The sequence below is a fragment of the Promicromonospora sp. NPDC019610 genome (assembly GCF_044389365.1).
Taxonomy (GTDB): domain Bacteria; phylum Actinomycetota; class Actinomycetes; order Actinomycetales; family Cellulomonadaceae; genus Promicromonospora.
Genome location: NZ_JBIRXX010000003.1, coordinates 485210 through 511480, shown reverse-complemented (window position 1 = coordinate 511480; position 26271 = coordinate 485210). Strand labels below are relative to the sequence as shown.

The window sequence follows — 26271 nt, the reverse complement described above, 5'->3', positions numbered from 1 at the left end:
GGTCCCTGGTGGGACCTTCTCATCCACAGGTCGAACGGGAAACAGGTGGATCGACACGGCCCGCGAATCTGTTTCGTGGAGCATGCGGACAGGTTCCGCGCGTCACACAGATCCGGCTTGCCAGGCGCGCGGAACGTGCGGAACCCTTGATGCTCATGACGCTCGAATCGATTGAAGCGCAGGGGCCCGACGCCCCTGCCGCCGGTACGTCCTCCCGGCGCGGCAAGAAGCCGACGCCCGCCAGCCCGGCACCGGCCAGAACGCACAGATCGAGCGACGCTCCGTCCCCGCAGGCCTGGGACGGGCGCAGCAAGTTCCCGCACATCGGCGAGTACGGGTTCCTCTCGGACTGCGAGGCCAACGCGCTCATCGCGCCGTCGGGCAGCGTGGAGTGGATGTGCATCCCGCGCCCCGACTCGCCCAGCATCTTCGCCAAGATCCTCGACCGGGGAGCCGGCCACTTCCGCGTGGGCCCGCACGGTGTGCGCGTGCCCAGCGCCCGCCGCTACCTGCCCGGCACGCTCATCCTCGAGACGACGTGGCAGACGGAGACCGGCTGGCTCGTGGTGCGCGACGCCATGCTGATGGGGCCGTGGCACGACCTCGAGTCGCGGTCCGGCACGCACCGCCGCACGCCCACGGACGACGACGCCGAGCACATCCTGCTGCGCACCATCAAGTGCGTGTCGGGCACGGTCGAGGTCGAGGTCGAGTGCGAGCCGCGCCCCGACTACGCGCGGTCCGAGGTGGACTGGGAGTACGAGAACAGCGGGTACTCCGCGGTCGTCGCCAAGATCGGCGACTCGACGCCGGACGTGCACCTGCGGTCCAGCCTGCGGTTCGGGCTGGAGGGCAAGCGGGCGACGGCGCGCACGCGGATGTCGCAGGGTGACGAGCACTTCGTCGCGATGTCCTGGGGCTCGCAGGACCCGCCGACCAGCTACAAGGAAGCCCTCGACGCGATGTGGCGCACCGAGCGGTTCTGGCGCGGCTGGATCACGCAGGGCACCTTCCCCGACCACCCGTGGCGCGTCTACCTGCAGCGCTCCGCGCTCACCCTGAAGGGGCTGACCTACTCCCCCACGGGCGCGCTGATCGCCGCGGCGACGACGTCGCTGCCCGAGACCCCGGGCGGCGAGCGCAACTGGGACTACCGGTACGCGTGGATCCGCGACTCGACGTTCGCGCTGTGGGGCCTGTACACGCTGGGCCTGGAGCGCGAGGCGAACGACTTCTTCGCGTTCATCCAGGACGTCTGCCGCGACAACCGGCAGCTCCAGATCATGTACGGGGTGGGCGGCGAGGAGACTCTGGAGGAGTTCGAGCTGCCGCACCTCTCCGGCTACGAGGGCGCCCAGCCCGTGCGGATCGGCAACGCCGCGTACGACCAGCGCCAGCACGACGTGTGGGGCGCGGTGCTGGACTCCGTGTGGCTGCACGCCAAGTCCCGCGACCAGCTTCCCGAGTCGCTGTGGCCCATCCTCAAGCGGCAGGTCGAGGAGGCCATGAAGCACTGGCACGAGCCGGACCGGGGCATCTGGGAGGTGCGCGGCGAGCCGCAGCACTTCACCAGCTCCAAGCTCATGTGCTGGGTGGCGATGGACCGCGGCGCCAAACTCGCCCGGCTGTACGACGAGCCCGACTACGCCAAGGCGTGGCAGAAGATCGCCGACGAGATCGCCGACGACATCTGCACCAAGGGCGTGGACGACCGCGGCGTGTTCACCCAGCGCTACGGCGACCCCGCGCTGGACGCGTCGCTGCTGCTCGTGCCGCTGCTGCGGTTCCTGCCGCCGGACGACGAGCGCGTGCGGGCGACCGTGCTGGCGATCGCGGACGAGCTCACCGAGGACGGCCTGGTGCTGCGGTACCGGACGGACGAGACCGACGACGGCCTGCGCGGCGAGGAGGGCTCCTTCACGATCTGCTCGTTCTGGCTGGTGTCCGCACTGGTCGAGATCGGCGAGGTGGAGCGGGCCCGGGCGCTGTGCGAGCGGCTGCTCGGCTACGCGTCCTCGCTCGACCTGTACGCGGAGGAGATCGAGCCCGGCAGTGGCCGGCACCTGGGCAACTTCCCGCAGGCGTTCACGCACCTGGCCCTGATCAACGCCGTGATGCACGTGATCAAGGCGGAGACCGGCGAGGCCGAGAAGGGCTACTTCGGGGTGCCCCGGCCCATGTGATCCGTAGTGCCCCGCCGAGTGCGGGATCTTCGCCCTGTCTGCCCTGGTCGGCAGCGCGAAGATCCCGCACTCGTCGTGTTCTCCGGGGGGTCTTGCGCCCATTGGCTAATGGGCGTAGCTTTATGGCTATGACAACCAGCCAGAGCAACCGGCTCGCCTACCTGCCCCGGCCCGAGGGCAACCTCGCCTACACCGACACGGGATCCGGCCCGCTCGTCGTCGCCATGCCCGGCATGGGTGACCTCCGGTCCACCTACGACGACCTCGCCCCCACGCTCGTCGACGCCGGCTACCGCGTGGTCGTCGCGGACCTGCGCGGCCACGGCGACTCCGACACCACGTTCCGCACGCACGGCGACGACGCCACCGGCACCGACTTCATCGCGCTCGTCGAGCACCTCGGCGCCGGGCCCGCGGTGCTGCTCGGCAACTCGATGGCGTCGTCCGCCGCCGCCTGGGCTGCCGCCGAGCGCCCCGAGCTCGTGCGCGGGCTCGTGCTGCTCAGCCCGCTCCTGCGCCAGCCGGGCTCCCCGGCGATGCAGGCGACCATGCGGCTCGCCCTCCGGGTGCTCCTCGCCCGGCCCTGGGGCGCCGCGTTCTGGGCCGCCTACTACTCGTCGATCAGCAAGGGCCGCCGTTCCGCGCGGCATGCCGAGCAGGTCGCGGCGGTCCGGCAGAGCCTGCGCGACCCGGCGCACCTGCGCTCGTTCCGGGACCTCTCCCTGGTGCTCGACCACTCGGTCGTCGAGGCCCGGCTGTCCGAGGTCGCGGCGCCGTCGCTGGCCGTGGTCGGCGCGCTCGACCCCGACTTCGCCGACCCCGCGCAGGAGCTCGCCTGGATCACCGAGACGATCGGGGCGCGCGGCGTCCTGGTCGACGAGGTGGGGCACTACCCGGCACAGCAGGCGCCGGACGTGGTGGTGCCGGCCGTGCTCGACTTCCTCGCCGGGCTCCCGGACGGCGGCCGGAATGCCTAGGGCGGGCCTGTCGCACGACGCCGTGGTGCGCCTGGCGCTGGAGGTGGTCGACGACGGCGGGGCGGGGGGGTTCGCGGACCTGACCCTCGCCAAGGTCGCCGCGAAGGCCGGCGTCGCGGCTCCCAGCCTCTACAAGCACGTCGGCTCGCTGGCCGACCTGCGCCGCGAAGTGGCCCTGATCGCCGTCCGGGAGGTCACGGCCGCCGCGACCTCCGCGACCGTCGGCCGGGCCGGCAGCGACGCCCTGCGCGCGCTGGCGACCTCGTGGCGCACCTACGCGCACGAGCACCCCGGCCGGTACGCGGCCACGCAGATCGGCCCCGACCCGGAGGACCCGGCCGACGCCGCGTCGCGCGAGGCGGCCGCCGAGAGCGTCCGGGTGGTCGGCGCCGTGCTGCACGGCTTCGGACTGCCCGACGACCGCCTGATCGACGCCATCCGCGCCGTCCGTGCGGGCTTCCACGGCTTCGTCGTGCTGGAGCTCGGCGGCGGGTTCCGGATGCGGGAGGACGTCGACCAGAGCTTCGCCGTGCTGCTCGACATGCTCGTCGCGGGGGTCACCGCGCTCGCCGCCCAGGGCTCCGCGCCCGATGCCACCCCCGCACCATCCGACACCGTGCAGGACCACGAGACCGCTGGGAGCCACCGATGACTACCGCCCAGGACACCACCACTCGCTCGTCCGACGCCGGCCGGACCGCCGCGCGCTCGACCACGGCGCGCTGGACCGCGATCGCCTTCCTGGCAGCAGGGCTCGCCTTTCTCCTGTTCCCCCTGCTGCGCCCCTGGCCGGACGAGACCGTCGCGAGCACCGACCTGGCCACCGCGTTCGCCTCCGAGCGCTGGGTCGTGGCGCACCTGTGCGGCATCCTCGGCCTGGGCCTGGTCGCGCCGGCGCTGCTCGGCCTGCGGACGCTCCTCGCCGGTGCTGATGGTGGTGCCGGCGCTGGTGCCGGCGCCCCGGCCGGGCGCGCCCCGGGCGTCCGGAGCGCGACCTGGGCGCTGATCACCGCCTGGGCCGGCGCCGGGTTCGCCGCGCTCTACTTCGGGGCCGAGATCTTCGGCATCCGCACCCTCGCGGAAGCGGCGCTGCGCGACGGCGACCTCGGCCTGCTGGCCGACGTCGAGGTGCTGCGCATGCAGCCCTGGGCCGTGACGGCGTTCGGCGCCGGGCTGCTCCTGCTCGCGGCGGCCGGGGTGCTCGCCGCCGTCGCGCTGTGGCGTTCGGGCGCACCGGGTTCGGGCACGCACCCGCGGTGGATCGGGCTGCCGCTGGCGCTCGGCCTGGTGCTGGTGCTCCCCCAGTTCTTCGGCGGCCCCGAGCTGCGGATCACGCACGGTTTCCTGGTCGCGGTGGGCTGCGTGCTGGTGGCCGGCGCCGTCTGGAACCGTCGGGCATGACGAAGGCGTGCACCCCGGACGGGGTGCACGCCTTCGTCGTGCCTGCGCCGACCGCGTCAGCGGTCGGAGGGAGCGTCAGTCGCTGCTGTTGAAGATCGCCAGCAGGCGGAGGAACTCCAGGTACAGCCAGATGAGCGTCACCAGCAGGCCGAAGGCCGCCGACCACGCCATCTTGGCGGGCGCGCCCGCCTCGACGCCACGCTTGATGGAGTCGAAGTCGACGATCAGCGACGCGGCGGCCAGACCCACGGCCACCAGGCCGATGACGATGCCGAGCGTGCCGCCCCGCATGCCCCAGCCGCCGAGCACGCCGGTCCACACCAGGACCAGGTTGATCAGCGAGAACGCCGCGTAGCCGACCATCGCGATGATCAGCCAGCGCGTGAACTTCGGGGTGACCCGCACCTTGCCCGACTTGAACAGGAAGAGCGCGGCGGCGAAGGTCGCGACGGTCGCGAGCACCGCCTGGAGCACGATCCCGTTGGTCTGCGCCTCGTAGAACATCGAGATGCCGCCGAGGAACATGCCCTGCGCGATCGTGTACAGGATGATCAGCACGGGGCTCGGGTTGCGCTTGAACGCGTTGACCAGGCCCAGCACAAGACCCGCGATCATGCCGAAGATCCACAGGCCCGGCGCGAGCGTCCACGTCGCCGCACCGACCACGACCAGGAGGGCGAGCAGCCCACCGGTCTTCACGATCACGTCGTCGTACGTCAGCCGCTTGGTGTCCGCCGTGGTGGCGGACGGCGACTGGTACATCGCGTCGAGCTGCGACGCGTCCATCGCCTGCTGTCCCGCGGCGCCGTACTGGCCGTACTGGCCAGGCTGCGGCGGAGTGCCGTATGCGGGAGTCTGGTTGGGGTAGGTGGCGGTGCCGCCGCGACGCGCACCGGCAGCGCCGGTGCGACGGGGCTCACCGAAGACGTCGCTTCTAGAAAAGACGGGGTTGCTCATCTGCTCCTCCTGGTCTGTCTGACCATCCTAGGGAACGCTGCAGACACTCCAGGAGTTCCCAGGTCATACCAACGGATGAAGTGGGTCCGACCACGGGATGATCCGGACCTGTATTGGGTGCGCCGGCCATGTCCCCTACCTACTCTCGTAGTTACGAGTCTCCTGGAAGGGCAAGTGATGATCGAGGCCAGAGGCCTGATAAAGAGGTACGGCGCCAAGACCGCCGTGAACGACGTCACGTTCACCGTCCAGCCGGGCCAGGTGACGGGCTTCCTCGGCCCGAACGGCGCCGGCAAGTCGACCACCATGCGCATGATCGTGGGGCTGGACCGGCCCACGGCCGGCTCCGTCACCGTGAACGGCAAGCCGTACACGGCGCACCGCCGTCCGCTGGCCGAGGTCGGCGCCCTGCTCGACGCGAAGGCCGTGCACACCGGCCGCACCGCGCGCAACCACCTGCTCGCCATGGCCGCGACGCACGGCATCGCCACCCGGCGTGTCGACGAGGTCATCGAGCTCACCGGCCTCCAGCCTGTCGCGAGCAAGCGTGTGGGCGGTTTCTCGCTCGGCATGGGCCAGCGCCTCGGCATCGCGGCGGCCCTGCTCGGCGACCCGCGCACCCTGATCCTGGACGAGCCCGTCAACGGGCTCGACCCCGAGGGCGTGCTCTGGGTCCGCAACATCGCGAAGTACCTGGCGTCGGAGGGCCGCACGGTCTTCCTGTCCAGCCACCTCATGAGCGAGGTCGCGCTCACCGCCGACCACGTGATCGTTATCGGCCGGGGCCGCATCCTCGCCGACTCCCCGGTCGCGGAGTTCGTGGACGGCGCCGCCCGCAAGGTCGTGCGCGTCCGGTCGCCGCAGGCCACGGAGCTCGCCGACCTCCTGAAGGCCAGGAACGCCGAGGTCGAGGACGTCGAGCCCGGCCTGCTGGAGGTCCGCGGAGCCGAGGCGTCCGCCGTCGGCGAGCTGGCCGCCGGCTCGCGGATCGTGCTGCACGAGCTCACGCCCGTCGCATCCACGCTCGAAGAGGCGTACATGTCGCTCACCGCCGACTCGGTGGAGTACCAGTCCGAGGACCTCGCCGCCGTTGCCGCGGCGACGTCCCACCACGAGGGGAGCAAGGCATGAGCGCGACGGTCACCGCTCCGGCGAGCGGAGCGGCGTCGGGCCCGGCGACGGAACACACCCCGGTGCACAACGTCACCTTCTGGCGTGTGCTGCGCTCGGAGTGGATCAAGCTGTGGACGCTGCGCTCGACGTGGTGGACGCTCGGTCCGACTGTCGCGGTGATGGTGGGCTTCGCCTTCGGCATGTCGCTGGTCGTGCAGTTCCTCGGCGACCAGATGGCCGCGCCCGGCCCCGAGGCCGAGGCCGCCGGCGGGGGCGGCACGATCCCTGGCACCCTGGTCGTCGCGATCGGGTACGACACCGCCGCGCTCGTCGTGGCTGTGCTGGGCTGCATGATCATCACCGGTGAGTACAGCACCGGGATGATTCGCTCCACCTTCGCCGCTGTACCCGACCGCCTCACCGCCTTTTTCGCCAAGGCGACGGTCCTTGCCGGCGTCACGGCTGTGCTGACGGCGGTCTCGCTCGCCATTGCCTGGGCCGTCACCTACCCCGTTCTCAACGCCAACGACGCGACGGTCGACTTCTCGGACAGCGCGCAGGTACGGCAGCTGGCCGGCGTCGTGATGTATGTCGTACTGGTCGCGCTCTTCTCCCTCGGAGTCGGCGCCCTGCTCCGCCACACCGCCGGCGCGATCTTCACGGTGGCGGCGCTGTTCTTCGTCCTGCCCACGATCTTCGGCGGTGTGATCGTCTTCGCCAGCGACATCGAGTGGGTGGTGTGGGTGACCAAGCTGCTGCCAAGCATGGCGGGGGCGCAGATCACCCCGAATGCCGGCGCGTTCCCCGGCGCGCTCGACCCATGGGTGGGCATCGGCGTGCTCGCTGGCTACACGGTGCTCGTGCTGGCCGGCGCGTCGGCGCGGCTGAAGCTGCAGGACGCGTAGCGACCTCGGCCCGCGGGCGTTCCCGCGGGAGAGCGGCTGCTCCCCGAGTCGTGTTGCTTCGGGTAGACAATGTCTACCGGTCGCAACACGGCTCGGGGAGCACGTTTCTCCCGTCCTGCTCACCATTCCCGCGGCGGACCGTGGCCGCGCCGCCGGTCAGCCGCGCGGTCAGTCCATCGGGTCGAGCGGGTGCGGCCACATCGGTGTCGGCGTCTGCTGCCGGCGCTCCGGCTGCGGTTCAGGCTCCTGACGGCGCTGAGGCAGCTCGGCGTGCGACGCCGGGTGCCGCTGCGGGACGTACGGCTGCTGCGGGCTCCCGGACGCACGCTGCTCCGGCACACGCTGCTCCGGTGAACGTTGCTCCGGCGCGAACTGCGGCCTGTACTGCGGCGCCGGCTGCTGCGGACCAGGTTGCTGCGGACCCGGCCGGTGCCGTGCCGGTTGCGGGGCCGCCTGCTGCGGCACGAACGGCGACTCCTGTCGTGCTGCTGGCTGTTGCGCTGGCGCGTACGTCGAACCGGGCTGCGGCGCAGCCGCCTGCTGCGGTGCGTAGCGCGGCTCCCGCGGGGCGCGTTCCTGCGGCGCGGGCTGCTGCGGCGCACGCCGTTGCGGCGCGAACTGCGGCGGTGCCGGAGCGGACGGTGTCGGCCAGGCCTGCGGTGCCTCCGCCTGCCGGGCGTACTGGTCCGCTCCCCCGTGGCGAGGCCCCTCGTAGTGCGCCGCGTGCTGAGCCGGGGACGACTCCCGGGCCGGCGGCCAGCCCTGGCCCACCGTACCGGCCTGGTCCACCGCACCCACCTGCCCCGCGACACCCGCGGCGGGCCGCGCTCCGGCCGGCCGGCCGACGGCCCGGAGCGCGCCGGTCGCGACGCTCACCAGCGCACCCGTGAGCGGGCGGCGGACCCGCCCCGCGGCCTCGTCGGCCGCCCGCCGTCGTTCCGCGCGGCGCTCGAAGAGGGTGTAGATCACTGGCACCACGTACAGCGTGAGCAGCGTCGAGGACACCAGGCCGCCGATCACGACCAGCGCGAGCGGCTGCGAGATGAACGCGCCCCCGCCGGTCACGCCGATCCCCATGGGGGTGAGCGCGAAGACCGTGGCCAGGGCCGTCATGACGATCGGCCGCAGCCGCTTGCGGGCGCCCTCGCGCACCGCCTCGTCGAGCCCCATGCCGCGCATGCGGTACTGGTTGATGAGGTCGATGAGCACGATCGCGTTCGAGACCACGATGCCCACCAGCAGCAGCGTGCCGATCAGGGCGGGCACCCCCAGCGGGGTGTTCGTCGCGACCAGCGCGACCAGGGCGCCCACCGCGGCGAACGGGACGGACACCAGCAGGATGAACGGCTGCGCCAGGCTCCGGAACGTGGCCACCATGACCACGAACACGAGCGCGATCGCCGCCACCAGTGCCAGACCCAGGTCACTGAAGGCCTCGGCCTGGTCGGCGGCCGCACCGCCGACCGTCACCGTGGCCCCGGCAGGCAGGTCGATCGCCGCGAGCTGCGCGTCGACCTCGTCGGTGGCCGCGCCGAGATCGTCGCCGGCGGGCGTCACGGAGACGGTGGCCGACCGCTCGCCGTCGATCCGCGAGATGGACGTCGGCGAGCCGGCGATCTTCACCTGCGCCACGTCGCTCAGCGGGACGGCGCCGGCCGCCGTCGGGACGGGGATCTCGCCGATCTCGGCCATCGTCGTCGGGACGGCGCCGGCGGCCAGGGTGACGCCCACCGGCCCCTCCGCGGTCTGCAGCTCGCCGACGTCCCGGGCGCCCGTCATCGCCGCCGACGCGATCCCGGAGACCTGTGTCTCGGTGAGCCCGAACTGCGCCGCGGCCTTGCGGTCGACGGTCACCTCGACGATCTCCTGGGCGGCGGCGAGGTCGTTGCTCACCTCGGCGGAGCCCTGCAGGGCGCCCATCGCCTCCTGGAGCTGGTTCGTGGCCGCCGTCAGCGTCTCGACGTCGCGGGCGCGGACGACGAGGTCGATCGAGGACGTACCCACGGAGTCGCCGGCGGACACGGAGACCTCGGTGGCGGGCGCCTCGGTCAGGTCGACGACGGCGGCGCGGATGTCCGCGGCGGCCTGCTCGCCGTCGGCGTCCTCGTCGAGGGTGATCGCGAAGCTGGCCTTGAGCCCGGCACTCGCCCCGCCGAACGCGGCCATCGACATGTCGCCGCCACTGCCGACCGTGGCCTGCACGCTGTCGACGGCGTCCACGCCGGCCAGCGCGGCCTCGACCTGCTGGGCCGCCTCGTCCTGGCCCTTGAGCGAGGTGCCGGGCGCGTAGTGCTGCGTGACGGTCACCGTGTCCTGACCGCTGTCGCCGAGGAAGCTGGTCTCCATGTTCGGGACGAGGGCGGCCGTGCCGCCGAGGATCGCCACGGCCACGCCGATGGTGAGGGCCGGCAGCCGCAGCGCGCCGTTCAGAGTCGGCACATAGATGCGCTGCCAGATCCCGCGGCTCTCCTTCTCCTCGGCGGCCTCGCGGTCGACCGCGCCGCCGCGGCGCGCCTTCCTCGGCGGCCGGATGAACCAGTAGGCCAGCACCGGCACGATCGTCAGGGCCACGACGAGCGAGGCCAGCATCGCGATCGAGACGGTCAGCGCGAACGGCCGGAACAGCTCGCCCACCATGCCGCCCACCAGCGCGATCGGCAGGAATACGGCGACGGTGCAGATGGTGGAGGCGGCGATCGCCCCGCCGACCTCGCGCACCGCCGCGAGGATGGCCGGCCCGCGCTCCTCGCCGTACGACATGTGCCGCTTGATGTTCTCGATCACCACGATCGCGTCGTCGACCACGCGCCCGATCGAGATGGTGAGCGCCCCGAGCGTCAGGATGTTCAGCGTGTAGCCGCCCGCGTCCATCGCGATGAACGTCACCGCGAGCGACAGCGGGATCGAGATCGCGGAGACCAGCGTCGACCGCATCGACATCAGGAAGACGAGGATGACGAGCACGGCGAACAGCAGGCCGAGCCCGCCCTCGGTGGCCAGTCCGTGGATCGAGTCCTCGATGAACGGGGCCTGGTCGAAGACGACCGCCGTCGCGATCGACCGTTCGGTCAGCGTGTCCGCGACCTCGGGCTCGGCGAGCGCGTCCTCGATCGCGTGGGACACCTCGACGGTGTTGGCCTCCGGCGTCTTGGTGATGGCCAGGCCGAGGGACGGCGAGCCGTCGAGCCGGGAGTAGGACGTCGCCTCGACCGGCTTGAGCTCCACGGACGCGACCTGGCCCAGCTCCACGGGGGCGGCGGGCTCGGCCGGCAGGACGCCGGCCGCCGCGTCGGGCGTCGCGCCCCCGGCCGCCGCCGTTCCCCCGCCCGCGGTGCCGCCCGGGATCACGGGGAGCTGCTTGAGCTGGTCGACCATGTCGACCGGCTTGCCGAGCTGGACCGACCACGCCCGGCCGCCCTCGGTGATCTCCCCGGCCGGGATGACCACGCCGTTGTCCTGCAGCACGGTGGTCAGGTCCTCGGCCGTGAGGCCCGCCGCCGCGAGCTTGTCCTGGTCCGGCAGGATGCGGACCTCGGTCTCGCTCTGCCCGGTCACCGCCACGGAGCGGACGCCGTCGACCTCCTTGAGCGCCGGCACCATGACGTCCTCGACCGTGGAGGCCAGGGCGTTGGGGCTCTTGTCTCCTGACACGGCCATCTGGACCACGGGCACGTCGTCGACGGAGCCGGTCGTGACCTGCGGCTCGACGTCCTCGGGCAGAGCCTGCTGCACCCCGGCGACGGCGGTCTGGAGGCGCTGGGTGGCCGACTCCATGTCGGTGCCGTAGGTGAGCTCGACCGTGGTCAGGGAGATGCCGGTGGACGCCGTCGACCGCACCGACGCGACCCCGTCGACGGAGGCGATGGCCTCCTCGATCACGTCGGTGACCTGCTCCTCCACGACCTCGGGCGAGGAGCCCGGATATTGCGCGCTCACGATGCCCGTGGGGAGCTGGAGCGACGGGATGAGCTCCTGCTTCAGGGAGGTCATGCTCAGCACCCCGAACACCGCGATCGCGATCGTCACCAGTGCTACGACGGCTCGGTTCGCAAGGGACAGCCGGGCGAGACGGAACACGAGGACTCCACGGTGCGGACGAGGATCGGGCATACGGCACGACGCCGCCGTCGTGACCCGGCGGGACCAACGGGGTGAAATCAGACCGATGTCACAGAGTAGGGCAGTGCGCCGTACCGCCTGCAAGCGGTCGGGGACATTGACAGCCGCCCGGATTCCGTCCCGTACCGCGCGCCCTGGCCCGTCCGCACGGCGGGCCAGGGCTCCACGTCACAGCTCGGACATGGCCTCCTCAGGCGTGTGCTCGGCGACCTCGGCCGCCCGGTTCCAGCGCTGCCAGAGCACGCGCTCCCCGATCGGCCGGGCCATGAGGCGCGCCGTCACCAGGAAGACGACCACGCCGACCAGCAGCACCGCCGACGCCACCCAGAACGGCGACGCGGGGCTGACGCCCTCGGCGAGCAGGCCCGCCACGACCGGGGCGGGAGCCGCGAAGCCCCAGCGGACGAGGTTGAACGCGCCTGTCGTGACCCGGCGGTCCGGGTCGCCGAGCGCGAGGGACAGGTCGGTCAGGTTCGCGTTGGCGATACCCATGAACACACCGGCCACGATGGTCACGACGATGGACCCCGCGGTGCCGACGCCGATCGCGAGCAGCGCCACGCACACCAGCACGCCCGCGATGGCGACGCCGAGCGTCTGCACGAACCCGATCCGGTGCGCGAGCTTGTGGCCCACCGCGAGGATGCCGACGGCCACGCCGATGCCCCAGGCGGTGAACACGAGGCCGAGCGGCACGACGTCGAGGCCGAGGAAGACCGGCACATAGCCGAGAACCACGAAGAACACGAAGTTGTAGGCGGCGGTGACGACCGCGAGCGCCAGGAAGCCCGGCTTGCGGAACAGCCCGAAGACCTGCCCGAGCTTGAGCGGTGCGGGCTTCTCGGCCGGGTCCTTGAGCCGGGTGGCGGAGACCAGCAGGGCGACGACCATGAGCAGGCCGCAGACGAAGAACGGCACGCGCCAGCTGATGTGCCCGAGCAGCCCGCCGATCAGCGGCCCGACGGCGAAGCCGAGCCCCACGCAGGTCTCGAACAGGCCGACCACCCACTCGCGGTCCTTGGCGAGGGCGACGAGCAGCACCATGGCGGTGGCGAAGAACATCGCGTTGCCGAGGCCCCACACGCCGCGCAGCACCGCGAGCTGCACGATGTTGCCGCTCAGGGCCGCGAGCACGGCGGCGACGGCGACGAGCGTGACGCCGGTCGCCAGGATCTTCTTGTACCCGAACTTCCCCGTGGCCATCACGGCGGGGATCATGCCGAGGGCCATCACCGCGATGTACGCGGTGAACAGGAGCTCGATCTCCCAGGTGGTGGCGCCGATCTCCGCGCCGATGACGGGCAGGATCGGGTCGACGACGGCGATGCCGGCGATCGCGAAGAACGCGGTGAGCGCGGTGGCGTAGATGGCTGTCTTGTTCGGTTCGTTGCGCGCGCTGGCCACGCGGCCTCCTCAGGATTTATCTGTATCACACAGGTATATGCCTGTAGGCTACACCTATGTCGAGGGAGACGGAAGAGAGCGCCGGCGACGACCAGCCCGGCGAGGCCCCGCTGTCACGCGTCGAGCTCCAGCTCGCACTCCTGCTGCGCCGGGCGGAACGGACCGGCGCCGTCCGCGCCGGCCACACCCCCGCGCTCGAACGGTCGGGCTACCTGCTGCTCCAGGTGCTCAGCACCGAGGGCCCGCTCGGCATCAACGCGCTCGCCGCCCGCCAGGGCCTCGACGCGTCGACCGTGACCCGCCAGGTGGTCAGCCTGGAGAAGGCCGGGTTCGCACGGCGCAGCAAGGACCCGCTCGACGGGCGGGCGGTCCTGGTCGAGGCGACGGCGTCCGGCAGGGCCCAGCTGGAGAGCGAGCGCGTCCGGCGCAGCGCGATGTACGACCAGATCCTCACCGACTGGTCCCCCTTCGAGCGGTCCCTGCTCGCCGAGCTGCTGGAGCGGCTGAACCACGACCTGGACGCGTTCCGGCGCGACCCGGAGGAGTGAGCCTACTTCCAAAGAACTAGTTGCAAAGAAACCCTTGCAAAGGTGTGTTGGCATGCGTAGGGTGGGTCGCACGAGCTACCCCGCACCGCGCCATCCACACCGAGCCAGGAGCAGCCACGATGAGCACCTTCGCCCCCACCGCCGTCCCGCAGGTCCGCCACCTCCTCGCGCCGCGCGCGGTCGCGGCGACGAGCCCCGTCCGCCGGCCCGAGGCTCCGGCCACCGCCCGTGAGGCGCAGCGCCGGGAGGCCGAGCGCGTCGCCCGCCGGCGGGCCCAGGCCGAGCGCGCCCGCGACAACGCGGCGGCGCGCCACCCGCTCGCGCTGCGCTGAACCCGGCGCGCAGTGGGTAACGTCCTACCTATGGCGACTGCGCGTGAGGACTCCCCGGGGCACGAGGCGGACCAGGGTGGCGCTTCGCCGACGTCACCCGTCGCCGGTTCCTCCGCCGCCGACTCCCCTGCGACGCCCAGGCCCGCCGGCCCGCCGGCGGAGCTGGGCCCGGCGGCGCTGCGTGCGCTCTCGCACCCGCTCCGCATCCGCATCCTCGACCTGCTGCCGAGCCACGGTCCGCTCACCGCCAGCAAGCTCGGCGAGATCGTCGGCGAGTCCAGCGGCTCGACGAGCTACCACCTGCGCCAGCTCGCCAAGCACGGCCTCGTCCGCGAGGTGGAGGGCAAGGGCACCGCGCGCGAGCGCTGGTGGGAACGCACCCCGGGCGGGTTCAGCATCTCCACGCTGGGCAAGGACTCCCCCGCCGCCCGGCAGACGGCCGAGGCCGTCAACATCGAGTTCCTCCGCCTGCGCCACGAACGGGTGATGGCCTTCGTCCGCGCGGGGCAGGGCGCCGACGAGGAGACCCTGAAGGCCTGGGACGGGACGACGACGTTCTTCTCCTCCAACAAGTGGGCCACCCCTGAGCAGATGCGGGCGATCGTGGTGGCGTGGGAGCAGTTCACGGCCGAGCACATCGACCCGCTCAGCTCGCAGGGGGACGCCCCCGGCATGGTGCCGTTCGAGGTGCACTTCGACGCGTTCCCGACGATCGACCCGGCCGGCAACCCGCTCTGACCCGGCGCGGGCGCGTCGGCCTCTGCCCTGAGCAGATCTGCGGCGGGCAGAGACGGCTGTCCGGCAGGCCGGCGTCCGGCAAGGGTGGAGACATGACCGAGACCACCCTTGTCCAGCCCTTCGACGACCACCTCGCCACGCGGCTGCTGCACCAGCGGATCGTGCTGATCGGCAGCGAGATCGACAACGCCGTCGCCAACCGCGTGACCTCGCAGCTCCTGCTGCTCTCGGCGGAGGACCCGGCCGCCGACATCAGCCTCTACATCAACTCCCCCGGCGGCTCCATCAGCGCGGGCCTCGCCGTCCACGACACGATGAAGCTGCTGCCGAACGCGGTCTCCACCGTGGCGGTCGGGTTCGCGGGCAGCATGGCGCAGTTCCTGCTCACCGCCGGCACGGCCGGCAAGCGGTACGCCCTGCCGCACGCGCGGATCATGATGCACCAGCCCGCGGGCGGGGCGGGCGGCACGACGTCGGACGTGGTGATCCAGGCGGAGAACATCCGGCACGTCAAGGACGTCGTGACCCGGCTGCAGGCCGAGCACACGGGCCAGCCGGTGGAGACGATCGCGGCGGACTCCGAGCGCGACCGCTGGTTCACCGCGGAGCAGGCCCTGGCCTACGGGATGATCGACAAGGTCGTGGACCGGGTGCACGACGTGCGCCCGGGCGGGAAGCGGCGCGCGGGACTCTGACGGGCGAGCGGGCTCCGGCGCCGTCCAGGGCCCCGGCTGCTCAGGCCGCCAGCAGCACGGCCTCCCCGCGCCGCCCGACGGCGGAGGTGCCGGCCGGCGCCGGCTGCCCGGCCTGCAGCGGGTGCCGCGACGAGGAGAAGCCGGCCGAACGGCGGGCCGCGGACGACAGGACGCGGACCCGCCGGCCCTCCTCCTGGGCCGCGAGCGCGATCGCGAGATCGGCCCACGCGCGCTCGACGAGGTCGACGAGCCGCATGCCGAGCGCCTCGCACACCGCGGCGAGCACCTCGGAGGAGGCCTCCTTGCGCCCCCGCTCGACCTCGGACAGGTAGGCGGTCGAGACGCGGGCGTCCGTGGCGACGTCGGCCAGGGTGCGACGCTGCTCCCGCCGCGCGCGCCGCAGGATGCCGCCCACGAGGTCACGCAGCAGCGGTTCGCGCGTGTGCTCCAGGGTGCCGGCCCGCGCGCCCGGCGTGCCCTCGTTCGTGGTGCCGGGCCCCACGGGGCCCGCAGTAACTGTCGAGATCATCGCCATGTGCCCACTCCCGCCGTTGGTACCCGTCACGCTACCCAACCCCACTGACATGCCGGGTCGTTCCGCCGTCTGCTGCTGGCGTAACGGCGGGACCCGGCGCCGGGTGCGTGTCAGTGGCTCCTGGCACCATGGGACCACCGACCAGGAGAGGACAGTGGTGTTCGGATCTATCGAGGTGCGCGGAGCCCGCGAGAACAACCTGCAGGGCGTTTCGATCGACATCCCCAAGCGCAAGCTCACGGTCTTCACGGGGGTCTCCGGGTCGGGCAAGAGCTCACTCGTGTTCGGCACCGTCGCCGCGGAGTCGCGCCGGCTGATCGACGAGACGTACTCGGCGTTCCTCCAGGGCTTCATGCCCTCACGCCCGCGGCCCGACGTCGACACGCTGTCGAACCTGTCCGCGGCGATCGTCGTGGACCAGGAGCCGATGGGCGCCAACGCGCGCTCGACCGTCGGCACGGCCACCGACGCCTACACGATGCTGCGCGTCATCTGGTCACGGCTCGGTGAGCCGTACGTCGGCGGCTCCAACCTCTTCTCCTTCAACGACCCCCAGGGCATGTGCGCCGGCTGCGAGGGCCTCGGCCGCGTCTCCGCGATCGACACGGAAGCGCTGGTGGACCGCAGCAAGTCGCTGAAGGAGGGGGCCATCACGTTCCCCAACTTCGGGGTCGGCACCTGGTACTGGAAGGTCTACGCGGACTCCGGCCTGTTCGACGTCGACAAGCCGCTGAAGGACTACACCGACACCGAGTGGCACGACCTGATGTACGGGGACGAGCGGAAGATCGTCTCGGGCGGCATCAACGTGACGTACGAGTCGCTGGTCCCGAAGATCACGCGGCTCTACCTGGTCAAGGACGTCGAGTCGATGAAGGGCGCCCTGCGGGCGGCCGTCGACCGGCTCGCCACCTTCACGGCGTGCCCCGACTGCGGCGGCACCCGCCTCAACGACCGGGCGCGGTCGTCGCTGGTCAAGGGCAAGCACATCGGCGAGGCCGCCGCCATGCAGCTCACGGACCTGGCCGAGCTGGTGCGCGACCTCGCGGACCCCCAGGTCCAGCCCATCCTGGACGGGCTCAACGACCTGCTCGCCACGTTCGAGCAGATCGGGCTCGGGTACCTGTCGCTGGACCGGGAGTCGTCGTCGCTGTCCGGCGGGGAGGCGCAGCGGACCAAGATGGTGCGGCACATGGGCTCGGCCCTGACGGACCTGACCTACGTGTTCGACGAGCCGACCATCGGGCTGCACCCGCACGACGTGCGGCAGATGAACGCCCTGCTCCAGCGCCTGCGGGACAAGGGCAACACGGTGCTCGTCGTGGAGCACAAGCCCGAGGTCATGGCGGCGGCCGACCACCTCGTCGACATGGGCCCGGGCGCCGGCACCCACGGCGGCACGGTGGTCTACCAGGGCGACATCGCGGGGCTGCGCACGTCCGGGACCGCGACCGGCAAGCACCTGGACCAGGCGGTGACGCTCAGGCCCACGCCCCGCACCCCGACCGGCTTCCTGCGGATCGAGCACGCGAACCTGCACAACCTCCAGGACGTCTCCGTGGACGTACCGCTGGGTGTCCTCGTGGCGGTGACGGGCGTGGCCGGCTCCGGCAAGAGCTCGCTCATCCACGGCTGCCTGCCGCGCGACGGCGTGACCTTCGTCGACCAGACGGTGATCCGCGGGTCGCGACGGTCCAACCCCGCGACCTACACCGGGATCCTCGAACCCATCCGCAAGCAGTACGCCCGCGCGAACGGGGTCAAGCCCGCGCTGTTCAGCGCCAACTCGGCGGGCGCGTGCCCGGAGTGCAAGGGCGTGGGCCTCATCTACACGGACCTCGCCTTCATGGCAGGCGTCGCCAGCGTGTGCGAGGCGTGCGGCGGCAAGCGGTTCACCGACGAGGTGCTCGGCTACACGCTGCGCGGCAAGAACATCGCCGACGCCCTCGCCATGTCCGTCGAGGAGGCCCTGGACTTCTTCACGGAGAAGACAGTGCTCCCCATGCTGTCCCGCCTGTCCGACGTCGGGCTGGACTACATCTCGCTCGGCCAGCACCTCAACACCCTGTCGGGCGGGGAGCGGCAGCGCCTCAAGCTGGCCATCGAGATGGGCGGTGACACCCCGACGTTCGTGCTCGACGAGCCCACCGCCGGCCTGCACATGCAGGACGTCGACAACCTGGGCGGCCTGCTCGACCGCCTCGTCGACTCCGGCCGGTCCGTGATCGTCGTGGAGCACAACCTGTCGGTCGTCGCGCGGGCCGACTGGGTCATCGACATGGGCCCGGGCGGCGGGCACGACGGCGGTCGCGTGGTCTTCGAGGGGACGCCGGCAGACCTGGCACGCGAGGAGGCGTCGCTGACGGGCCGCCACCTCGCGGAGCTCCTCGCCGGCACCCCCTGAGCACCACCTGAACATCGCCCGCGGCGACCACCGGCCCAGCCCGATCGTGCCCCCACCCGGGTTCGAACCGGGACTGGGCCGGGTTTAAGCCGGCTGCCTCTGCCAGTTGGGCTATGGGGGCGCACCCCAGAGACTACCGAGCGGCAATCGCCTCACGGGAGATCTGACCGGCCGAGTCCGGTCGGGTGCCCAGTCCCAGCAACGAGTTCGGTCGGTTGCTCTGAGATCGGTCAGTCAAAGGACCGATCTCAACACAACCGACCGAACTCACGCCGGACACGCCTCAGCCTGCCCCGCGGGCCGCCGGCGGAACGAGACCCGTCAGGCCTTGGCGCCCGACTCCGCACGCTCGGCGGACGACTCCGCCTTCTGCTCGACCTTCTCGCCCGCGGGCTTCGGCGGCACCGACGCGTTGCGGAACTCCTGCCGCGGGTCGTGCAGCGAACCGAGCGAGACGAGCTCGCGGCCCATCAGGAACTGGCCGATCCAGCCGACCAGGATGCGCGCCTTGCGGTTGCCGGTCGGCATCGCCATGACGTGGTAGCCGCGGTGCGCGACCCAGGCGAGGAACCCGCGCAGCTTGACGAAGCCAAAGAGCTCGGCGACACCCTTGTACAGGCCCAGCGACGCGACCACACCGACGTTCTTGTGGTTGTACTCGACGGCGGGCTTGTCCTTGTAGAGAGCCACGATGTTGTCGGCCAGGCGTACGGCCTCGCGGATCGCGTGCTGCGCGTTCGGCGGGCAGAACTTGCCGGGGTTGAGCACGTCCGGCACGGCGGCGCAGTCGCCTGCGGCCCAGGCGCCGTCGACGATCTCGCCGTCCTCCGTGGCGACCTGCAGCGTGGGGAGCACGATGACGCGGCCCAGCTTGTCGAACGGGAGGTCCGAGGCCTCCTTGATGACCGGGTTCGCCTTGACGCCCGCGGTCCACACGATGGTCTCGGTGTCGAACTCGACGCCGGTCGAGGTGACGACGTGCCCGTCCACGCAGGACGAGAGGAACGTGTTGAGGTGGAACTCGATGCCGCGCTTCTTCAGCTCGGCGAGGGCGTACTCGCCCATCGGCTCCGTGACCTCGGGCAGGATGCGCCCGGCACCCTCGATCATCACGAACCGCAGGTCGGACGGCTCGATCGTGTTGTACTGCCGCGTCGCGTAGCGCGCCATGTCCTCGATCTCGGCGAGCGCCTCGATGCCGGCGAACCCGCCGCCCACGAAGGTGAACGTGAGCATGCGCTTGCGCAGGTCGGCGTCCCACGTCGAGGACGCGACGTCCATGCGGTTGATGACGTGGTTGCGGACCGCGATGGCCTCTTCCACGTTCTTGAACCCGATCGCGGCCTCCGCGAGACCCGGGATGGGCAGCGTGCGCGAGACCGAGCCGAGGCCGACGACCAGCTGGTCGTACGTCACCTCGTACTCGTCGCCCTCCTCGGGCTGGATCTTCACGGCCTTGCGCCCGTGCTCGATCGTGGTGACCTTGCCCTGGAGCACGTCGATGCCCTTGAGGGCCTTCCGGTGCGGCGCGACGACGTCGCGGGCGTCGATGGAGCCCGCAGCGGCCTCGGGCAGGAAGGGTGCGTACGTCATGTACGGGCGCGGGTCGACGACGACGATGGCCGCTTCCCGCTTCTTCAGCTTCTTTCGCAGGCGGCGCGCCACGTAGAGGCCGACGGACCCGCCGCCGAGCACCACGATGCGCGGTACCTTCCGCGGGCGCGGCGTCGCCGGGTCGGAAGCATGGCTGACCGAGGTCAGGTCGTTCTGAGGCATGATTCCCAGGGTACCGCGCCCTAAGCGTGTTTCTTCACATGGCAAAGAGCGGCGGGTGCGTGACGCCCACCACGCCGCTTCGCTGCGTATCGTGCCCGGTCAACGGACCACCGGGGAGGGGAGTTCCCGACCACCGGATATCCGCGGGTGAAGAATGCCGGAAAAGGTCAGGCCATGGCGAGCGCGATCCCGTCCAGGATGTCGTGCTCGCTGGTGACCACGTGGCTCAGCGACCCGCCCGCGGCCCGGACGTCGGCCACGACACGCCGGATCACCTCGGACCACACGAGCGCCCCCGCCGCGATCACGTCGACCCGGCCCGGGTGCAGGAAGCCCATCGCCGTCCGCTCGGTGCGCGGCGCCGCCAGCAGCGCGGCGCAGGACGCCAGGACCTTCTCGACCGGCAGCTCCGCCTGGTTCACCCGCTCCCGCTGGTACTCGGTCAGGCCGAGGGCGTGCGCGGTGACGGTCGTGATCGAGCCGGCCAGCCCCACCAGGGTGGCGGTCCGCCCGAGCGGGACCACGCGGGCGGCGTCGTCCAGGTGGGCCCGCACGTCGGCGCGGGCGGCCTCGACCTCGGCCGCGGACGGCGGGTCGGTGTGCAGGTGGCGTTCTGTCATCCGCACCGAGCCGATGTCCATCGAGACGCTCGCCTCGACCTCGCTCGTGCCGAGCACCAGCTCCGTGGAGCCCCCGCCCAGGTCGACCACGAGGAAGGGACCGGCGTGCGCCGCGGCGGCGGCGCCGGTGGCACCGCGGAACGAGAGCTGCGCCTCCTCGTGCCCGCTGATCACCTCGACGTCGACACCGAGCGCGTCGCGGACGCCGTCGAAGAAGGCGTCCCGGTTGCGCGCGTCCCGGGTGGCCGACGTGGCCACGAACCGCACGCGCTCCGCCCCGGCGGCGTCGATCGCCGCCGCGTACGCCCGGGTCGCCGCGAGGGTGCGTTCGAGGGCCTCCGGCGCGAGCTCGCCGGTGCGGTCCACACCCTGGCCGAGCCGCACCACCTCCATGCGGCGGTCGAGCTCCGTGAGGTTTCCGGCGGCGTCGACGTCCGCGACCAGCAGGCGGATCGAGTTGGTGCCGCAGTCGATCGCGGCCACGCGAGAGGAAGTCACGCGAGGATTCTCCCAGGCACGCCTGCCGCGGGGCGCAGGACGTGCCGGTTCGCGAGAAACCTCACTCCCGGCCTGCGGCCGGCGGGCGCCTCAGCAGGTGCAGCGGTCCGGGCGCCACGTGTCCCGGGCCAGCGCCAGCGCCTCGTCGCCGAGCGGATTCACGCCCGGGCCGGCGGCGAGCGCGTGCGCGAACAGGACGTGCAGGCACTTGACACGAGTCGGCATGCCGCCCGCGGAGATGCCGTCGATCTCGTCGACGTGCCCGATGGCCTCGCGCTGCGCCAGGTAGTGCTCGTGCGCCTTCTTGTAGGCGGCGGCCAGATCCTCGTCGGTCTCCAGCCGCGCCGTCATCTCCTTCATGACGCCGTTCGCCTCCAGCGTCGAGGCGGCGGCGACCGCGCCGGGGTGCGTCAGGTAGAAGACGGTCGGGAACGGGGTGCCGTCGGGCAGGCGGGGCGCGGTGCGCGCCACCGTCGGACGGCCGCACACGCAGCGCGCCGCGATGCCCACGACGCCGCGCGGTTCGCGGCCGAGCTGCTCGGCCAGGACGCGCAGGTCGTCGTCGGACACGGTCTCAGTCGCGGTGTTCACCGCCCCATTGTCTCCCAGCGCGCGGCCGGCACCACGCGCCGCCGGCCCGCCGTGGCGCACCGCACACGCGGTGCCTACTCGCCGTCCGCGATCCGCACGGAGTCCCAGACGTTCGTGTACCAGGGGACGTCCGCATCCTCGGACGCCCCCGGTGACGGCTCGACGACGCCGGGCTCCGGCTCCTCCTGCTCGACCGAGTCGGTGTCCAGCGGGCGCCACACCTTGTCCCCCGGCATGACGAAGCGCAGGCGCGACCGCGCCTGCTCGATCACGTACGACCGGTCGTCCCAGCGGGCCAGCTCGGTCTCGAGCTCGGCCTTCTGCTCCTGCTGCTGGCTGAGCTCGGAGCGCAGCTCGCGCAGCTCCGCCTGCTGCGTGATGACGGCGCGCACCGTCGGCAGCAGCAGCACCACCGCGAGGAGCACCACGACGGACAGCACCATGGCGCGCACGGTGAGCACCTCGGGCACCACGAGCCCGTAGCTGCCGCGCTTGCGGTCGGCGCGCGCCGGCCGGGTGGGCGGCGCGACGCTGCCGGTGGCCGTGCTCCGGCGGCGCGGCTGCGCCGGCCGCTTCGCCCCGCTGCCCGACGTCGGCCGCGCACCGCGGGCGGGAGCCCCGCCGGAGCGCGCGGCCGGGCGTCCCGGAGTGCTCCGGGGCGCGGCCGCACGGCGGCCCGCCGACGTCGACGGCGCAGCGGGCTTGCGGGCGGTCGACGTGCCGGTCGTCGTGCGGGCCGACGCCGGCTTCGCGGCCGACCTGGCCGCCGTCGCCCCCGCCGTGCCCGCCTTCTTGACCGTGGATCCCTTCGCTGCCGGCGGCTTGGCCGCCTTCGCTCCCCCGGTGGACGAACCCTTCGTGGACGAGCCCTTCGCGGTGGAACCCTTCGCGGAGGAACCCTTCGCGGACGAGCTCTTCGCCGTCGAACCCTTCGCTCCCGCTCGTCCCTTCGCCGTGCTCCCCGCGGCGCCCTTCGCGCCGGGGGAAGCCGCGCCGGAGCCCGTGCGCGGGGTCGACGACGGGCGCGCACCCGAGCCGCGCGCCGAACCCGTGGGCCGCGCCGGGCGACGTGAGGAAGGCATGGGTCGATTGTGCCGATTCGCCGGTCCTTTGTACCGGCATTACCTCCGGCGCGCCGTGTGTCGAACCTGTGGAACGCACAAAGCTGTCAGACGCGCGCCGTCGTGTCAGACGGACAGGTCACCCGGGTGACCTGTCCGCCTGACACGACGGCGCGTGTCTGACAGCTCGGCGCGGTGCTGCCGCACCGGCGCCGGTCGAACGGTTGAGGCCCCCTCGACCGGCGCGATCAGGCCTGGACCAGGCCCGGATCAGGCGTGGTCAGCCCTGGAAGCGCGGGAACGCCGACCGGCCGGCGTAGGTGCCGGCCTCGTCGAGCGCCTCCTCGATGCGGAGGAGCTGGTTGTACTTGCTGATGCGCTCGCCACGGGCGGGGGCACCGGTCTTGATCTGGCCGGCGTTGGTCGCCACGGACAGGTCCGCGATGGTGGTGTCCTCGGTCTCGCCGGAGCGGTGCGAGGTCATCGTGGTGAAGCCGTTGCGCTGGGCCAGCGTCACGGCGTCGAGCGTCTCGGTGAGCGTGCCGATCTGGTTGAGCTTGACCAGCAGGGAGTTCGCCGACTTGAGCTCGATGCCCTTGGCGAGGCGCTCCGGGTTGGTGACGAACAGGTCGTCGCCCACGATCTGCACCTTGTCGCCGACCTTGCCCATGAGGCCGGACCAGGAGTCCCACTCGTCCTCGGACAGCGGGTCCTCGATCGAGACCAGCGGGTAGTCCGCCACGAGCTGCTCGTAGTACGCGATCATCTCGTCCGGCGTCTTCTTGCCACCCTCGAACGCGTACACGCCGTCCGAGAAGAACTCGGTCGAGGCGACGTCGAGCGCGAGCGCCACGTCGGTGCCCGGCTTGAGGCCGGCGCGCTCGATGGCGACGAGGATCAGGTCGAGCGCCTCGCGGTTGCTGCCGAGGTTCGGGGCGAAGCCGCCCTCGTCGCCCAGGCCGGTGGCCAGGCCCTTCTCCTTCAGCACGGACTTGAGGGAGTGGTACACCTCGGTGCCGGTGCGCAGCGCCTCACGGAACGTCGGGGCGCCGATCGGGGCGACCATGAACTCCTGGATGTCCACGTTCGAGTCCGCGTGGGACCCGCCGTTGAGGATGTTCATCATCGGGACGGGCAGGACGTGCGCGTTCGGGCCGCCCACGTAGCGGAACAGGTCCAGGCCCGAGCTCTTGGCGGCGGCCTTCGCGACGGCGAGCGAGACGCCCAGGATCGCGTTGGCGCCCAGCTTGCCCTTGTTCGGCGTGCCGTCGAGGTCCAGGAGGGCCTGGTCGATGATGCGCTGCTCTTCGGCGTCGTACCCGATCAGCTCGGGGGCGATCTCGTCGTTGACGGCCGCGACCGCCTTCTCGACGCCCTTGCCCAGGTAACGGCCCTTGTCGCCGTCGCGCAGCTCGACGGCCTCGAACGCGCCGGTCGATGCGCCGGACGGGACCGCCGCACGGGCGAAGGTGTTGTCGTCGAGGACGATCTCCACCTCCACGGTGGGGTTGCCGCGCGAGTCGAGGATCTCGCGTGCTCCAACGGCTTCGATGCTAGCCACGGGGTCTCCTTCTAAGGATGTTGCTCGGAGGTTACGGCCCCCAGCCTAGGACGTCGGGCGAGGGGGCGCGGAACCGTCCACCGGGCCGCAGTTCACAGCGCCACCACAGGTTTGCGACAGCCCGACCACAGTGTGCCTTCCTAGCGTCCCGATCGTCCGGCGCAGACCGCCCACGGTGCGACCCGCACCGCCGCTCGCCCCACCCCTCGGCGTGGCGCCACAGCCCGCGTGGCGGTCTGCGCGGACACCAACGTCCCCGCACGTCTCCCTCAGGACCGAGGCAGGAGCCCATGTTCTTCACCTATCTGCGCAGAGAGCTGCGCAACCGACGCAAGCAGACGGTGGTGGTCGCGATCGGCCTCGCGGTGGCGATCGCGCTGGTCATCGTCGTCAACGCGGTCTCGACCGGCGTCCGGAACGCCCAGTCCGAGGTGCTCGAGTCCGTCTACGGCGTGGGTACCGACATCACCGTCACCCAGGCGAGCGAGGGCCCCGGCGAGGGCGGCGGCCCCGGCCGCTTCGACTTCGGCGGGGACGACGGCGAGGCGAGCGAGGACGGTACCCGCAGCCTCGCGCAGGACCACCTGAGCACGGCCATGGGCTCGACGTCGTTCGATGCCTCCGCCCTGGAGACCGTCTCCGGGCTGGACCACGTGTCCGGCGTCGCGGCGACCCTCGACCTGCAGAACATGTCCTTCTCCGGTGAGATGCCAGACTTCGAGGCGATGCAGGAGGGCGGCGGACCTGTTGAGCTGCGGATGGGCGAGGACGGCACCGGCGAGGGTTCGGCCGGCGGGTCGTCCTTCGAGATCGAGCAGTTCTCGGTCACGGGCGTGGATCCGGACGCCGCCGCCGTCGGGCCGCTGACCACCGCCACGGTGGCCGACGGCCGGACGCTGGAGGCGGGCGACGAGAACGTCGCCGTCCTGGACGCCACGTACGCCGAGCAGCAGGAGCTCGCCGTCGGCGACACCCTCACCACCGGCGGCGAGAAGCTGAAGATCGTCGGCACCGTCACCTCCACGACGGGCGACGACGTCGCGACGGCGTCGGACGTCTACGTGCCGCTCGCCACGGCCCAGACTCTCGCCGACCTCGCCGACCAGGTCACCGACGTCTACGTGCAGGTCGACTCGGCCGAGAACGTGGACGCCGTGGCGAGCGCGATCGAGGCCGAGCTGCCCGACGCGTCGGTGAGCACCCAGTCCGACCTCGCCGAGAACGTCACGGGGTCCCTCTCGACGGCGTCCAACCTGATCGGCACGCTCGGCACCTGGCTGAGCGTCACCGTGCTGGCGGCAGCGTTCGGCCTCGCGATCCTGTTCACCGTCTCCGGCGTGAACCGCCGGACTCGGGAGCTGGGCACCCTCAAGGCGATCGGCTGGAGCAAGGGCCGCGTCGTGGGCCAGGTCGCCGGCGAGTCCGTGGTGCAGGGCCTGATCGGCGGTGTGGCCGGCCTCGCGATCGGCGCGCTGGCCGTGTGGGCCGTGAACCTGGCCGGCATCACCCTGAGCGGCGGCACCTCCGGGGGCGGGTTCACGATCGGCGGCCCGGGCGGTGGCGGCGGTCCCGCCGGCGCGCTGCAGGACGCCGGCGGGCAGGCCGGGGCGACCGGCGGCTTCGGCGGGGCACGTCCCGGCGGCCTGGCCGACGCCGCGAGCAGCGCCGTCGACGTCGCCCTCCAGGCGCCCGTCAGCCTGTGGATCGTCCTGGCCGCCATCGGCCTCGCCGTGCTGGGCGGGCTGATCGCGGGTGTGGTCGGCGGCCAGCGCGCCGCGCGACTGCGACCCGTCGAGGCCCTCCGTTCCCTCGCGTGAGCGACCCCAAGCAGAGCGTGAATCGAAAGAGGCAGA

The 26271-nt window shown here is 72.0% G+C and carries 21 protein-coding genes and 1 tRNA gene; 12 read left to right on the top strand and 10 right to left on the bottom strand.

Translation table 11 applies throughout. The features are described 5' to 3' along the window. Positions 1-155: 155 nt before the first annotated feature. The 4 genes from ACH45N_RS23475 (at position 156) to ACH45N_RS23460 (ending at position 4561) form a co-directional block, all read left to right on the top strand. Entirely contained in the window at positions 156-2183 is a 2028-nt protein-coding gene (locus tag ACH45N_RS23475; protein WP_397398372.1) for a glycoside hydrolase family 15 protein, read from the top strand. 128 nt (positions 2184-2311) lie between these two features. Next, the gene (locus ACH45N_RS23470; protein ID WP_397398371.1) at positions 2312-3160 is read left to right on the top strand and encodes an alpha/beta fold hydrolase; all 849 of its coding nucleotides are present in this window, start codon (positions 2312-2314) and stop codon (positions 3158-3160) included. Then, the gene (locus tag ACH45N_RS23465) at positions 3153-3812 is read left to right on the top strand and encodes a TetR/AcrR family transcriptional regulator (RefSeq protein WP_397398370.1); all 660 of its coding nucleotides are present in this window, start codon (positions 3153-3155) and stop codon (positions 3810-3812) included. Before ACH45N_RS23470 ends, ACH45N_RS23465 begins: the two co-directional genes overlap by 8 nt. Next, positions 3809-4561 (top strand): hypothetical protein, encoded by a 753-nt coding sequence (locus ACH45N_RS23460; RefSeq protein ID WP_397398369.1) that lies wholly within the window; start codon positions 3809-3811, stop codon positions 4559-4561. Before ACH45N_RS23465 ends, ACH45N_RS23460 begins: the two co-directional genes overlap by 4 nt. Positions 4562-4636: 75 nt before the next feature. Here ACH45N_RS23460 and ACH45N_RS23455 read toward each other — a convergent pair whose 3' ends face one another. Continuing rightward, complete coding sequence (locus ACH45N_RS23455) at positions 4637-5518, bottom strand: Bax inhibitor-1/YccA family protein (protein ID WP_397398368.1); 882 nt, start codon at positions 5516-5518, stop codon at positions 4637-4639. Between the two features lie 177 nt (positions 5519-5695). Here ACH45N_RS23455 and ACH45N_RS23450 point away from each other — a divergent pair, with 177 nt between their 5' ends. Together ACH45N_RS23450 and ACH45N_RS23445 are read left to right on the top strand one after the other, a co-directional pair. Further along, positions 5696-6649: an ABC transporter ATP-binding protein gene (locus tag ACH45N_RS23450; RefSeq protein ID WP_397398367.1), complete on the top strand. Its 954-nt coding sequence runs from the start codon at positions 5696-5698 to the stop codon at positions 6647-6649. An 86-nt stretch (positions 6650-6735) separates the two neighbouring features. Continuing rightward, positions 6736-7536, top strand: a complete 801-nt coding sequence (locus ACH45N_RS23445; protein ID WP_397398366.1) for an ABC transporter permease — start codon at positions 6736-6738, stop codon at positions 7534-7536. A gap of 168 nt (positions 7537-7704) precedes the next feature. On the opposite strand, the gene ACH45N_RS23440 is transcribed toward ACH45N_RS23445, so the two are convergent. Continuing rightward, positions 7705-11613, bottom strand: coding sequence for an efflux RND transporter permease subunit (locus ACH45N_RS23440; protein WP_397398365.1), 3909 nt, complete (start codon positions 11611-11613; stop codon positions 7705-7707). A gap of 210 nt (positions 11614-11823) precedes the next feature. Then, the gene (locus ACH45N_RS23435; protein ID WP_397398364.1) at positions 11824-13059 is read right to left on the bottom strand and encodes an MFS transporter; all 1236 of its coding nucleotides are present in this window, start codon (positions 13057-13059) and stop codon (positions 11824-11826) included. Between the two features lie 56 nt (positions 13060-13115). Here ACH45N_RS23435 and ACH45N_RS23430 point away from each other — a divergent pair, with 56 nt between their 5' ends. The 4 genes from ACH45N_RS23430 (at position 13116) to ACH45N_RS23415 (ending at position 15372) form a co-directional block, all read left to right on the top strand. Beyond that, positions 13116-13607, top strand: coding sequence for a MarR family winged helix-turn-helix transcriptional regulator (locus ACH45N_RS23430; RefSeq protein ID WP_397398363.1), 492 nt, complete (start codon positions 13116-13118; stop codon positions 13605-13607). 119 nt (positions 13608-13726) lie between these two features. Then, a complete protein-coding gene (locus ACH45N_RS23425; protein WP_397398362.1) occupies positions 13727-13939 on the top strand; it encodes a hypothetical protein in 213 nt (70 codons plus the stop codon). Positions 13940-13969: 30 nt separating this feature from the next. Then, on the top strand, positions 13970-14677 hold the full coding sequence (locus ACH45N_RS23420; protein ID WP_397398361.1) for an ArsR/SmtB family transcription factor: 708 nt from the start codon (positions 13970-13972) through the stop codon (positions 14675-14677). A 92-nt stretch (positions 14678-14769) separates the two neighbouring features. Beyond that, positions 14770-15372, top strand: coding sequence for a ClpP family protease (locus tag ACH45N_RS23415; RefSeq protein ID WP_397398360.1), 603 nt, complete (start codon positions 14770-14772; stop codon positions 15370-15372). A 40-nt stretch (positions 15373-15412) separates the two neighbouring features. Here the strand turns inward: ACH45N_RS23415 and ACH45N_RS23410 are convergent, their stop codons facing one another. Next, entirely contained in the window at positions 15413-15937 is a 525-nt protein-coding gene (locus ACH45N_RS23410) for a helix-turn-helix domain-containing protein (protein ID WP_397398359.1), read from the bottom strand. Positions 15938-16061: 124 nt separating this feature from the next. Between ACH45N_RS23410 and ACH45N_RS23405 the strand changes: the two genes are divergently transcribed. Then, positions 16062-18311: an ATP-binding cassette domain-containing protein gene (locus ACH45N_RS23405; RefSeq protein WP_397398358.1), complete on the top strand. Its 2250-nt coding sequence runs from the start codon at positions 16062-16064 to the stop codon at positions 18309-18311. Positions 18312-18358: 47 nt separating this feature from the next. On the opposite strand, the gene ACH45N_RS23400 is transcribed toward ACH45N_RS23405, so the two are convergent. From ACH45N_RS23400 to eno, 6 genes are all read right to left on the bottom strand, one after another. Further along, positions 18359-18432 (bottom strand) — tRNA-Leu (locus ACH45N_RS23400). A 200-nt stretch (positions 18433-18632) separates the two neighbouring features. Then, on the bottom strand, positions 18633-20087 hold the full coding sequence (locus ACH45N_RS23395; protein WP_397398357.1) for an NAD(P)/FAD-dependent oxidoreductase: 1455 nt from the start codon (positions 20085-20087) through the stop codon (positions 18633-18635). Positions 20088-20254: 167 nt separating this feature from the next. Further along, positions 20255-21205 carry an exopolyphosphatase gene (locus ACH45N_RS23390; RefSeq protein WP_397398356.1) on the bottom strand — a complete coding sequence of 317 codons (951 nt, stop codon included), beginning with the start codon at positions 21203-21205 and terminating at the stop codon, positions 20255-20257. 90 nt (positions 21206-21295) lie between these two features. Continuing rightward, entirely contained in the window at positions 21296-21796 is a 501-nt protein-coding gene (locus tag ACH45N_RS23385) for a DUF501 domain-containing protein (RefSeq protein WP_397398355.1), read from the bottom strand. Positions 21797-21870: 74 nt separating this feature from the next. Beyond that, complete coding sequence (locus ACH45N_RS23380; RefSeq protein WP_397398354.1) at positions 21871-22878, bottom strand: septum formation initiator family protein; 1008 nt, start codon at positions 22876-22878, stop codon at positions 21871-21873. Positions 22879-23137: 259 nt separating this feature from the next. After that, a complete protein-coding gene (gene eno, locus ACH45N_RS23375; protein WP_397398353.1) occupies positions 23138-24418 on the bottom strand; it encodes a phosphopyruvate hydratase in 1281 nt (426 codons plus the stop codon). A gap of 290 nt (positions 24419-24708) precedes the next feature. Here eno and ACH45N_RS23370 point away from each other — a divergent pair, with 290 nt between their 5' ends. After that, positions 24709-26235 (top strand): ABC transporter permease, encoded by a 1527-nt coding sequence (locus ACH45N_RS23370; RefSeq protein ID WP_397398352.1) that lies wholly within the window; start codon positions 24709-24711, stop codon positions 26233-26235. Positions 26236-26271 lie beyond the last annotated feature (36 nt).